Below are 12,307 nucleotides of genomic sequence, written 5' to 3'. Positions count from 1 at the left end.
AAAATGAATAGGCATATGAAAATTGTTATGTTTTTAAGTGTATTTCTAGTCGTATTATCAGCGTGTGATACAAAACAAGTAGAGCAAGTAACGGTAAAAGAAGTACCTAAAGAAGGGTATATCATATTAAGAAATGACACGGTGTTTTTTGCCGATGATAAAACGTTTGAAACAAAAGTAGAGTTGCAACATTATATAGAACAACAAATGAATAAAGAGCATCCAGCACATATAGTCTTGAGCTTTAAGGACAAAGACACATATAAACAGTTAAAAACAGGGGATAAAATAAAAGTATGGTTTTCTCAAATACTTGAAAGTTATCCAGCAAAAATGATTGTAGAGAAATTTGAAATAGTAGGGAAATAGAAAAAGGCAGCACTCCCGCTGCCTTTTTTATTATTTTACAAATTGTAACTCTTTCGGGAATTTCGTTAAAATTTCTGATCCGTCTTTTGTGATGTAAATATCATCTTCAATACGAACGCCACCTACGTTTGGTACGTAAATACCAGGTTCGATTGTGAAGACCATACCTTCTTTTAATGGAGACTCGTTACCAGCTTTTACATCTGGATATTCGTGTACGCTAATTCCAAGTCCATGACCAAGTCGGTGCGGGAAGAAGTCTCCGTAACCTGCATCTGTGATAACAGAACGAGCAGCATTATCGATTGCGCCAAGTGTAACACCTGGTTTACATGCTTCAACTGCTTGTAGTTGTCCAGCAAGTACAGTGTTGTAAATGCGAGTTTGCTCTTCAGAAATCTCACCGAATGCTACTGTACGTGTAATATCAGAGCAATAACCATCAATGATTACGCCTAAATCAAATAGTACGAAATCGCCGCGTTTCATTTTGTTTGCGCCAGGAATACCGTGTGGAAGAGCTGAGTTCGCACCTGCTAATACCATCGTATCAAATGACATTTTATGTATGCCTTTTGTTTTTAATTCGTGTTCAATAATTGCTAATACTTCTAGCTCGCTGCGGTTTTCTTTAATTGCATTTACACCAACTTCAACAGCATAGTCCGCCATTTTAGCTGCTTCGCGTAAAATAGAAAGTTCTTTTTCATCTTTAATTAAACGAAGTTCGCGAACTTTCTCCTCAGCTGATTTGAAAGCTGCATTTGGGAATAATTTCGTTAATTCTTCGTAGCGCTCTACGTTTAAATGTTCTTTTTCAATTGCAACTGCATTTGCATTGATGCCGCGGTCTTTAATTGCTTTTGCAATCATATCCCATGGTCTGTCAGTATCAGTAAATCCGATAATTTCATGTGCCCAGCCAGCGTTACGTGCTTGACCTTCTTCCATTTTAGGGCAAATTAAAATAGGTTCTTTTTCTTGGAATACAAACATACCAAGTAATCTTTCGTGTGGTTCACAGTGGAAGTTTGTCATGTAGAAGACGTTTGGTGTAGAAGTTAAGAACGCAGCTTCTACGTTTTTTTCTTTTAGCCATTGCATTAAATTTTCTAATCTAGCATTCATCGATTGGCACCCCCGAGATATTTAATTACAAATATAACTTTAACTCGGAAGAAAGCGTTATGACAAGTAAATAGATGTTAGAAAAGACAGGGAATTGAAAAATCATGTAGAATACAAAGTGAGAATGTGAACAGGGGAGGAATGTAATAATGAAAGTATCTTATCATGGACATTCAGTTGTGAAAATTGAGGCGAATGGAAAAGTTATTTTAATTGACCCGTTTTTAACAGGTAATCCGAAAACAGATTTAAAAGCTGAAGATGTAAAAGTGGATGCAATTCTTTTATCGCATGGACACGGTGATCATGTTGGAGATACAGTAGAACTTGCGAAGAAAAATAATGCAGTTGTTGTAGCGCCATTTGAACTAGCAACATTTTTAAGTTGGCAAGGTGTAAATACACACCCGATGCATATTGGTGGTTCACATGAATTTGACTTCGGAAAAGTGAAGCTTACACAAGCATTCCACGGCTCTAGTTATATTGATGAAGAAAATAAGACGATTACATATACAGGTATGCCAGCAGGTATTTTATTTACAGCAGAAGAGAAAACTGTATACCACGCAGGAGATACTGCACTATTCTCTGATATGAAGTTAATTGGGGAATTAAATAAAGTTGATCTAGCATTTTTACCAATTGGTGATAATTTCACAATGGGACCAGAAGATGCTGTACTAGCGGCAAAATGGATTAATGCGAAAACTGTTGTACCGATGCATTACAATACGTTCCCAGTTATTGAACAAGATCCATATCAATTTGTAGAAAAGCTACAAAATTGTACAGGGAAAGTATTAGAAGCTGGAGAAAGTATTACACTATAGAAAAGAAACCCTTCATTTGAAAAGAAAAGTGAAGGGTTTTTTACGTGTGTAGGACAGCTTTTAATGCTTGTATTTGTTTTGGTGATTCTTTTCTTTTGGTACGTGGTTGTTCAGGTGTTTCATTCAATTCCATTGCAACTTTTTTCCCATCTACGAAAGCTAAAAATACAGCACCTACAACCTCTAAAAATTTTTTCATCATGTGTTCGCTCCTTTGTTTTATTTCTTGTCTTAATTGTATAGGCAATTAAGTGGACGAACTATCGAATGAGATGACAATAGCATTACATTGTTGTAATAGAATGACTGGTGGAATGTAAGAGTCATTTTGTTATAAAAAAAATAGTACAGGTATGCAAAGAGAGAGTGTAACAGTTTTGAAAATATAGTATACTGAAAGTACAACACATGAAGAATTTAGGGAAAAGAAAGTATGGTGAAACCATTTGGCTACCAAGCATAACCAAATTTTAGAACATATTAATAGCCTGCCAGTAGGCCATAAAATTTCTGTAAGACAAATTGCGAAAGATTTGAGTGTAAGTGAAGGGACCGCTTACCGTGCAATTAAAGATGCAGAAAATAAAGGATATGTTAGTACAATTGAACGTGTCGGAACAATTCGAATTGAACAAAAGAAGAAAGAGAATATCGAAAAACTGACATATGCAGAAGTCGTTAACATTGTCGACGGTCAAGTACTTGGGGGCAGAGAAGGACTACATAAAACATTAAATAAATTCGTAATCGGAGCTATGAAGTTAGAAGCGATGATGCGCTATACAGAAGCTGGGAATTTACTCATTATTGGTAACCGTACCAATGCACATGAATTAGCGCTAGAAACTGGAGCCGCTGTATTAATTACGGGCGGCTTTGATACGGAAGATCATGTGAAGAAATTAGCAGACGAATTAAAGCTGCCGATCATTTCAAGTAGCTACGATACATTTACGGTCGCAACGTTAATTAATCGTGCAATTTATGACCAACTTATTAAGAAAGAAATTGTACTCGTTGAAGATATTTTAACGCCAATTGAAGAAACGTTATATTTAAAGCCGAGTGATACAGTACAGCAATGGCATGCATATAACGAAGAGACAATGCACGGAAGATATCCAATTGTCGATGAAAGTAACAAAGTACTAGGAATCGTAACTTCAAAAGATATGATCGGAGTAGCGAAAGAAACACCAATTGATAAAGTAATGACAAAACACCCAATTACAGTGAACGGTAAAATGTCTGTCGCAGCTGCGGCACGTATGATGGTGTGGGAAGGAATTGAATTACTTCCTGTCGTTGAGGAAGGAAACAAACTGCAAGGTATTATTAGCCGTCAAGATGTACTTCAGGCACTGCAAATGATTCAACGTCAGCCACAAGTTGGAGAAACCATTGATGATATTGTAACGAATCAATTTATGACACCAAAAGAAGCGAAGAATGAGCATCTATATCAATTTTCGGTGACGCCGCAAATGACGAACTCAATCGGGACGTTATCGTACGGTGTATTTGCAACAATTGTGACAGAAGCGACAAATCGCGTCATTCGTGCGCAAAAGAAAAGCGATTTAATTGTTGAAAACTTAACGATTTATTTCGTAAAGCCGGTTCAAATTGATAATGTTGTATCTGTTCATCCGAAAGTATTAGAAATTGGACGTAAATTTGGTAAGGTCGATGTAGAGGTGCATCATGAAGGTAATGTTGTTGGAAAAGCATTACTTATGGTTCAGTTAATCGATAAATAAAAAGATGGAACAAATCGTTTTGATTTGTTCCATCTTTTTTTGTTGTTTTAAATTTGAAAGGCATGATTTTAGATGGGAGTTTTAGTGAAATATGTATGGGATGGAGTGGAAAAGTAATGTGAGAAAAGACGGAATAATAATTCAATTCAGTTGTATATTGTGTTATGATTATATTGTAAGAAAATGGAATCGTGAGAGGTGGTATGCATTATGTCGTCAGCCGTACTCTTTTTTGGTAGTATCGCACTATTTTACTTTCTTGTAATGATACCGATTCAATATTTATATTTACAAGGTTTACATGAAAAAAAGGAAAAGACAGGATTATCTCAGCGAGAGCTATATGAAAAAATGTCTTTTGGAGAAGAACAATTACATTTTCACGTACAAGGGAACCCATTTAATATACCATCTGCGTTTGTTGCGTATATGATTTTGAAAGTTAAGGGACGTAAAAAAGCATCACAATATTGATGCTTTTTTACGTTGCTTCATAGACTTCAGCTTCTTTAACTGCTAATGGCAAGAAATGTTTGTATTGGCGAAACCCGTTAAATACACTTGCACTACCAAATAGAACGAATAAAACACCAACGATAATACGAGCGGTTGAAAGTTCTAAAAAGAATTGGTTTATCCCGAAAAATAAAACGAATGAACCGAGTGCCATTGCGGATTTTCCTGAGAGCCAACCTTTCTCCATTGGGCGGTTTGTACGAAAGTATTTTGTTTTGTAAAAGAGGTACAACATAAATGAGACGATAATACAGAAGACTAATACTGGCATAATGAACACTCCCATCGCTTTGTGAAAAATAATAGAAAAGAAAAAGAAATATCTAAACTTTCTAACTTTTATTATAAAGCAATTGTTCGCATGTATGAAATACTTTCCGTTATAATGGAGGATAAAGTGAAGAAGTTGATTAAAAAGGAGATTATACATATGCATGAGCAAATTTTAGGAGCAATTAAAGAGTTTGATACAATTATTATTCATCGCCACGTGCGTCCGGATCCAGATGCGTTAGGTTCACAGGGTGGTCTTGGTACAATTCTACAAGAATCGTTTCCAGAGAAAAATATTTATACGGTTGGGTACAATGAACCGTCACTAGCATACTTACGAGTAATGGATGATATTGAAGATAGTGTATACGAAAATGCGCTTGTTATTGTTTGTGATACTGCGAATCAAGAACGTGTTGACGATCAACGCTATACAAAAGGGAAGATGTTAATTAAAATTGATCATCATCCAAATGAAGATCCATATGGAGATATTACGTGGGTAGATACGACAGCGAGTTCTACAAGTGAAATGATTTATGAGTTTTATAACTATGGAAAAGATAAAGGATTAAAAATAACAAAAGAAGCAGCCCGCCTTATTTTAGCAGGAATTGTTGGAGATACAGGTCGTTTCTTATTCCCGAATACGACAGCAAAAACACTTCGTTACGTAAGTGAGCTTGTTGACATGGGTGTGAAATTCACAGATTTATACAATGAGATGTATAAGACAAAAGAAAAAATTGCTCGTTTAAACGGTTATATTTTACAAAACTTTACGATGGTAGAAGAAGGAGCAGCTTACATTAAATTAACGAAAGAAGTATTAGAAGAGTTTGATGTACTTCCTTCTGAAGCATCTGGTGTTGTTGGAGCGCTTGGCAATATTGATGGATTAAAGGCGTGGGTTCTATTTTTAGAGGAAGACGACGTAATTCGTGTTCGTCTTCGTTCAAAAGGACCAGTTATAAACAAATTAGCAATGCAATATAACGGCGGGGGGCATCCGATGGCTTCTGGTGCGAAGGCATCTTCTTGGGAAGAAGCGGATTGTCTTTTTGCTGATTTACGTGAGATTTGTAAATAAGAGACTATATGTTAGAACGAAAAGAAGGAGCGGCGCTAAAGCCCTCCTTCTTTATTTTTCTTTCTCTATAGTAATGCTAATTTCAAGCACTGTATCAAAAGATATTGTATCGACTTTAAAACGGTATAGCCGATCGTAATGTTTGTACGTTTTATTTTCGATTACCTTTTTAAGTAGGTCTTTATTTTTTGCGATACTTTGAATGTTTTTCGTTAAAAGATGTTGGAGGTCATTATGGATAGATGTAGTCATATTTTCGAGTGTGAGATTGTCTAAATCGTATTTTTCTCGATTGATAAGTTTTATTTTAATCTCTTGAATGGTTAAGAGCCGTTTATTTTCAGTGTTCAATTTTTCTTGATCTTCGAGAAGGACGTGGAGCTTTGCTTCTTGTTTTTCTATAATTTCTCTTTGTTCTGCTATTTTACTAGCTTGTTCTTCTTGAAAAACACCGTATATGTACAAAAAAATAAACCAGCTCAACACGCCTCCAACAGCAGCCCCAGCTAATACTAAGTACCATCTTTTTGCTGTATTGGCACTTGGTACTCTCATACATGTTCCTGCGTTAGCCATTTAATAATAATGAGACCTGTTTGCATACCACCAGTTGCGAAAAAAATAAGGAGAATTTGCTTTACGATATCTTTCATATCTCCGCCAAAGAAACTTCTTTCAAAGCTATAAAAGGTATCGAATGTTCCGCCGATTGCTGCAACGAGTGCCCAAATTCTTAAATTTTGGGCGAATTGATTAATGTAAGTTAGAGCTGGTTTTCCGATAAGAAACGCACCAAATCCACCAATTAATGAACCGCCAAGTATAACCCCAAAGGCAATAAAATAACTAATAATAAGCAGAGAGAAAAAAGTATGTTCTCTTACATCCATCGTCATTCCCCTTTCTTCTTCATATATATGGACAAAGTATAAGAAGTATGTTTTGATTTCCGCTTTCCTCATCACCTATAATAAAAGTAGTCAAATAGGTAAAGAGAGGGTACAACAGTGAAGTTTGTGCATTTACAATGTCAAACCGTTTTTAGTTTATTAAAAAGTGCTTGTAAAATTGATGAGCTTGTAGTCAGGGCGAAAGAACTCGGTTTTTCATCGCTGGCTATTACGGATGAAAATGTTATGTATGGCGTTATTCCGTTTTATAAAGCATGTAAGAAACATGGTATACAGCCCGTTATTGGATTAACCGCTTCTATTTTTAGTGAAGAAGAAGAAAGGTCTTATCCGCTTGTATTACTTGCTGAGAATGAAATAGGCTACCAAAATTTATTAAAGATTTCTAGCAGTATTATGACAAAGTCCAAAGAAGGTATTCCTAAGAAGTGGCTTGCGCATTATGCGAAAGGATTAATTGCAATTTCACCAGGTAAAGATGGCGAAATTGAGCAATTATTACTAGAAGACAATGAGAGTCAGGCTGAAGAAGTAGCTCGCACGTATCAAAATATGTTTGGCCATTTTTATATGAGTTTGCAGCATCATGCGATTCAAGATGAGTTGCTTTTACAAGAGAAACTACCTGAATTTATTAGTAGGGTTAATATTCCGGTCGTTGCAACAAACGATGTGCGCTATATCAATCAAAGTGACGCGCTTGTTCACGAATGTTTACTATCTGTTGAAAGTGGAACGAAAATGACTGATCCAGATAGGCCGAGGCTGAAAACAGATCAGTATTATTTAAAGTCATCGGATGAAATGGAAGCACTATTTTCCCACGCGCCGGAAGCAATCCAAAATACAATAAAAATTGCAGAGCGTTGCCAAGTAGAAATACCGTTCCATGTAAATCAACTTCCGAAATTTCCTGTTCCGTCTAATGAAACGAGTGATATATATTTGCGTCGTGTTTGTGAAGAAGGTTTGCGGAAACGATATGGTGAACCGAAAGAAGTGCATATAAAGCGTTTGGATCATGAATTAAATGTTATTTCTCGTATGGGATTTAGTGATTATTTCCTCATCGTATGGGATTTTATGAAGTATGCACATGAAAATCATATTCTAACAGGACCAGGTCGTGGATCGGCAGCTGGTTCACTCGTTTCATACGTATTAGAAATTACAGATATTGATCCAATTGAATACGATCTATTATTTGAAAGGTTTTTAAATCCTGAACGTGTGACGCTTCCCGATATTGATATTGATTTTCCAGACGTAAGACGTGATGAGATGATTCGCTATGTGAAAGATAAATACGGTCAGCTCCGTGTTGCGCAAATTGTAACGTTTGGTACGCTTGCAGCAAAAGCGGCAATTAGAGACATTGCCCGCGTAATGGGGCTTCCGCCGCGAGATATTGATATATTTTCAAAACTTATCCCATCAAAGCTTGGTATAACGTTAAAAGATGCATATGAAGAATCACAATCACTTCGTGAGTTTATACAAGGGAATCTTCTGCATGAGCGTGTATTTGAAATCGCAAAACGTGTAGAAGGTTTACCACGTCATACGTCTATTCATGCGGCTGGTGTTATTATGAGTCAAGAACCGCTAACAGGAAGTGTAGCAATTCAAGAAGGACATAACGATGTTTATGTTACGCAATATCCAGCCGATGCGCTAGAAGAACTTGGTTTGCTTAAGATGGACTTTTTAGGATTACGTAATTTAACGTTACTTGAAAATATTATAAAATTTATCGCGAACAAAACAGGGAAAGAAATCGATATAAGAAACTTACCTCTTCAAGATGAAAAGACGTTCCAATTATTAGGGAGAGGGGATACAACAGGTGTATTCCAGCTTGAGTCGGGTGGTATGCGAAATGTACTTCGCGGGTTAAAACCGAATGAGTTTGAAGATATCGTAGCTGTTAACTCGTTATACAGACCAGGACCGATGGAACAGATACCGACTTTTATTGAATCGAAACATGGAAAAAGAAAAATTGAATATTTACATCCGGATTTAAAGCCAATTTTAGAAAGAACATACGGCGTCATTGTATACCAAGAACAAATTATGCAAATTGCATCGAAGTTAGCTGGTTTTTCGCTCGGAGAAGCAGATTTACTGCGCCGTGCGGTGAGTAAAAAAAATCGTGATATTTTAGATCAGGAACGTAAGCATTTCGTCCAAGGATGTTTGCGAAATGGTTATGATGAGACATCCGCAGAGAAAATTTATGATTTAATTGTAAGATTTGCGAATTACGGTTTTAACCGAAGTCACGCTGTAGCTTACAGTATGATCGGATATCAGCTTGCCTATTTGAAAGCGAATTATACGCTGGAATTTATGACGGCATTATTATCAAGCGCAATTGGAAATGAAGATAAGATTGTACAGTATGTACGAGAAACGAAGCGGAAAGGTTTTCACGTTTTGCCACCGTCTCTTCAGAGGAGTGGCTACAACTTCCAAATAGAAGGGAATGCGATACGTTACAGTTTACTTTCGATCCGAAATATTGGAATGGCTACAGTGACGGCATTATTAGAAGAACGAGAGAAAAAAATGTTCGAAGATTTATTTGAATTTTGTCTTCGTATGCCGTCAAAGTTCGTAACGGAGCGTAATTTAGAAGCTTTCGTCTGGTCGGGATGTTTTGACGATTTTGGTGTTTCGAGAACGAATTTATGGAAAAGTATTAAAGGGGCGTTAGAGTACGCGAATCTCGCACGTGATTTAGGAGATGCTGTTCCAAAATCAAAATATGTACAAGGAGAAGAGTTATCTTTTATTGAACAACTAAATAAAGAGAAGGAAGCGCTTGGCTTTTATTTATCAAGTTATCCGACAGCGCAATATGTGAAGTTAGCAAAAGAATTAGAAATTCCATCTCTCGCTCAGGCGATGCGACACAAGAAAAAAGTACAAAGAGCTATTGTGTATATAACAAGTGTGAGAGTGATTCGTACGAAAAAGTTTCAAAAGATGGCATTTATTACATTCTGTGATCAAAATGATGAAATGGAAGCAGTCCTCTTCCCGGAAACGTATATACATTTCTCGGATAAGTTGCAAGAAGGAGCAATTGTTTTAGTTGACGGTACGATTGAGCTAAGAAATCATAAGCTGCAATGGATTGTAAATGGACTATATCCGCTAGAGGAAATGGATGTTTATGAAGAAAAGAAAGACGCATCTGTTTACGTGAAATTGCCGTCTCAGTATGAGAAAAAGCTTTTAAATCAGGTTACGAAAATATTGTTCGACTATTCAGGTTTTGCGAAAGTACTAATTTATTATGAAAAGGAACATAAAATGGTACAATTATCTCGGAGTTTATCGATTCATCCAAGTGAAGAATGTTTAGGAGCACTTCGTGAAATTGTCGGGGAAGAAAATGTAGTTGTGAAAATATAATGGACAATTTCCCTACACTTCGATTATTATAGTAGTAGTGTTCGTGGTCAGACCACTTGGAGAAATTGATATCAGCAAGAATAATTTGAGGAGAGTGGATAGTTTGTCAACACTTCGTGAAGAAGCACTTCACATGCATAAAGTGCATCAAGGAAAATTAGAAACTGTATCAAAAGTAAAAGTAGAAAATGCAAAAGATTTAAGTCTTGCATATTCTCCAGGGGTTGCAGAACCTTGTAAAGAAATTTATGACGATAAAAGTAAGGTATATGAATATACGATGAAGGGAAATATGGTAGCAGTTGTGACAGATGGAACAGCTGTACTTGGTCTTGGTAACATTGGACCTGAAGCATCTCTTCCAGTAATGGAAGGTAAAGCTGTATTATTCAAGAGCTTTGCTGGTGTAGATGCATTCCCAATTGCCTTAAATACAAACGATGTAGATAAAATTGTTGAAACTGTAAAATTAATGGAGCCAACTTTTGGCGGCGTTAACTTAGAAGATATCGCAGCACCAAACTGCTTCATTATTGAAGAGCGTTTGAAAAAAGAAACAAATATTCCTATCTTCCATGATGATCAACACGGAACAGCTATTGTAACAGTAGCAGGTCTTGTAAATGCACTGAAATTAGTTGGAAAGAAAATGTCTGACATTAAAGTTGTCGCAAATGGCGCAGGTGCAGCAGGTATTGCAATTATTAAACTTTTATATCGCTATGGTGTACGCGACATTATTATGTGTGACCGTAAAGGCGCAATCTATGATGGTCGTCCTACAGGTATGAATCCGGTGAAGGATGAAGTTGCAAAATATACAAATAAGAATCGTATAGAAGGTTCTTTAGCTGATGTTGTACAAGGTGCGGACGTATTCATTGGTGTATCTGCAGAAGGTGCATTAACAGAAGAGATGGTTCGTACAATGAATGACGATGCGATTATTTTTGCAATGGCGAATCCAGTTCCAGAAATTATGCCAGAATTGGCAAAAGCAGCGGGCGCAGCTGTTGTTGGAACAGGTCGTTCTGACTTCCCGAACCAAGTAAATAATGTACTGGCGTTCCCTGGTATTTTCCGCGGTGCACTTGACGTACATGCGACACAAATTAACGAAGAAATGAAGATGGCAGCTGTACAGGCTATTGCTGAGCTTGTAGCAGAAGATGAGTTAAATGCAGACTATATCATTCCGGCACCATTTGACGCGCGTGTAGCGCCTCAAGTAGCGGCTTACGTTGCAAAAGCAGCAATGGAGACAGGAGTAGCTCGCCGTCAAGTAGATCCAAATGAGATCGCTGAAAAAACAAAACAATTAGCGCTGATTGGTAAAGAATAAGCGAGGAATTTCCATTGACATCATCAAATACAAAAGTATATCTCGAAATTGTAAAAAAAATCCGTTCCATTATGGAAGAGGATGGTTTGGTGGCGGGGGATCGTTTGCCGTCTGAGCGTGAGTTAAGTTCACGCTTAAACGTAGGACGTTCCTCTGTAAGAGAAGCATTGCGTGCTTTAGAACTGGTAGGATTGATTGAAACGAGACGTGGTGAAGGGACGTTTATTCGAAACTTTTATGATAACGGTCTTGTACAATTAATTGCTCCGTTCTTATTGCAAGATGAGAAAACAATTCGTGATTTATTACAAACGAAACGATTACTTGAGAAAGATATGATTCGAATTGTATGTAATTTACCGAAAGAAACGTTTTCTAAAGTACTAAGTAGATTACACCAAGTACTTGAAGGAAATGAAAGCTCAGTCCCAACGCTTCATCAAACGTTCTTTAAAACACTTATTGAACAAGTCGATAATTATTTACTATATCGCATTTGGATGATCGTAAATGATTACGTAGCAACTCTTTCTTGTAAAGTTTCAAGAGATTCTATCGATATGTATAGAAAGCTTTATGCTACTTTGGAAGAAAAACAAGAAAATGATGCACTAAAAATTTACGATGAATTAGTAGAGAATATACAGTTTCACTCGTAATGT

At 36.7% G+C, this 12,307-nt stretch carries 13 protein-coding genes; 8 read left to right on the top strand and 5 right to left on the bottom strand.

What is annotated here, in order from left to right:
• Positions 1-3: 3 nt before the first annotated feature.
• Positions 4-369, top strand: a complete 366-nt coding sequence (locus tag NST90_RS21825; RefSeq protein ID WP_001079378.1) for a DUF3221 domain-containing protein — start codon at positions 4-6, stop codon at positions 367-369.
• A gap of 30 nt (positions 370-399) precedes the next feature.
• On the opposite strand, the gene pepQ is transcribed toward NST90_RS21825, so the two are convergent.
• Positions 400-1,497, bottom strand: coding sequence for a Xaa-Pro dipeptidase (gene pepQ / locus NST90_RS21820; RefSeq protein WP_000994033.1), 1,098 nt, complete (start codon positions 1,495-1,497; stop codon positions 400-402).
• A gap of 149 nt (positions 1,498-1,646) precedes the next feature.
• Here pepQ and NST90_RS21815 point away from each other — a divergent pair, with 149 nt between their 5' ends.
• Entirely contained in the window at positions 1,647-2,330 is a 684-nt protein-coding gene (locus NST90_RS21815; protein ID WP_000868926.1) for a metal-dependent hydrolase, read from the top strand.
• Between the two features lie 40 nt (positions 2,331-2,370).
• Here the strand turns inward: NST90_RS21815 and NST90_RS21810 are convergent, their stop codons facing one another.
• Positions 2,371-2,532: a hypothetical protein gene (locus NST90_RS21810; protein WP_000976017.1), complete on the bottom strand. Its 162-nt coding sequence runs from the start codon at positions 2,530-2,532 to the stop codon at positions 2,371-2,373.
• A gap of 244 nt (positions 2,533-2,776) precedes the next feature.
• On the opposite strand from NST90_RS21810, the gene NST90_RS21805 reads away from it, so the two are divergent.
• A complete protein-coding gene (locus NST90_RS21805) occupies positions 2,777-4,090 on the top strand; it encodes a CBS domain-containing protein (protein ID WP_000201572.1) in 1,314 nt (437 codons plus the stop codon).
• Positions 4,091-4,300: 210 nt separating this feature from the next.
• Positions 4,301-4,564 carry a DUF3949 domain-containing protein gene (locus tag NST90_RS21800; protein ID WP_000093045.1) on the top strand — a complete coding sequence of 88 codons (264 nt, stop codon included), beginning with the start codon at positions 4,301-4,303 and terminating at the stop codon, positions 4,562-4,564.
• Positions 4,565-4,571: 7 nt separating this feature from the next.
• Here NST90_RS21800 and NST90_RS21795 read toward each other — a convergent pair whose 3' ends face one another.
• Positions 4,572-4,877: a YtpI family protein gene (locus tag NST90_RS21795; protein ID WP_001144776.1), complete on the bottom strand. Its 306-nt coding sequence runs from the start codon at positions 4,875-4,877 to the stop codon at positions 4,572-4,574.
• Between the two features lie 159 nt (positions 4,878-5,036).
• On the opposite strand from NST90_RS21795, the gene NST90_RS21790 reads away from it, so the two are divergent.
• Positions 5,037-5,969: a bifunctional oligoribonuclease/PAP phosphatase NrnA gene (locus NST90_RS21790; protein ID WP_283748098.1), complete on the top strand. Its 933-nt coding sequence runs from the start codon at positions 5,037-5,039 to the stop codon at positions 5,967-5,969.
• A gap of 51 nt (positions 5,970-6,020) precedes the next feature.
• Here NST90_RS21790 and ytrI read toward each other — a convergent pair whose 3' ends face one another.
• Together ytrI and NST90_RS21780 are read right to left on the bottom strand one after the other, a co-directional pair.
• The gene (gene ytrI / locus NST90_RS21785; RefSeq protein ID WP_001265736.1) at positions 6,021-6,524 is read right to left on the bottom strand and encodes a sporulation membrane protein YtrI; all 504 of its coding nucleotides are present in this window, start codon (positions 6,522-6,524) and stop codon (positions 6,021-6,023) included.
• Complete coding sequence (locus NST90_RS21780) at positions 6,521-6,934, bottom strand: YtrH family sporulation protein (protein WP_002005839.1); 414 nt, start codon at positions 6,932-6,934, stop codon at positions 6,521-6,523. The genes ytrI and NST90_RS21780 overlap by 4 nt, the downstream gene beginning before the upstream one ends.
• A 42-nt stretch (positions 6,935-6,976) precedes the next feature.
• On the opposite strand from NST90_RS21780, the gene dnaE reads away from it, so the two are divergent.
• From dnaE to NST90_RS21765, 3 genes are all read left to right on the top strand, one after another.
• Entirely contained in the window at positions 6,977-10,303 is a 3,327-nt protein-coding gene (gene dnaE, locus NST90_RS21775; RefSeq protein WP_016123441.1) for a DNA polymerase III subunit alpha, read from the top strand.
• A 133-nt stretch (positions 10,304-10,436) separates the two neighbouring features.
• Entirely contained in the window at positions 10,437-11,645 is a 1,209-nt protein-coding gene (locus NST90_RS21770; protein ID WP_161508111.1) for a malic enzyme-like NAD(P)-binding protein, read from the top strand.
• Between the two features lie 14 nt (positions 11,646-11,659).
• The gene (locus tag NST90_RS21765) at positions 11,660-12,304 is read left to right on the top strand and encodes a GntR family transcriptional regulator (RefSeq protein ID WP_000204448.1); all 645 of its coding nucleotides are present in this window, start codon (positions 11,660-11,662) and stop codon (positions 12,302-12,304) included.
• Positions 12,305-12,307 lie beyond the last annotated feature (3 nt).

This window comes from Bacillus sp. FSL E2-8900 (assembly GCF_037966225.1).
In the GTDB taxonomy this organism is placed as follows: Bacteria; Bacillota; Bacilli; order Bacillales; family Bacillaceae_G; genus Bacillus_A; species Bacillus_A cereus.
The sequence above is the reverse complement of the archived record's forward strand: the minus strand, read 5'-3'. Positions and strand labels throughout refer to the sequence as shown.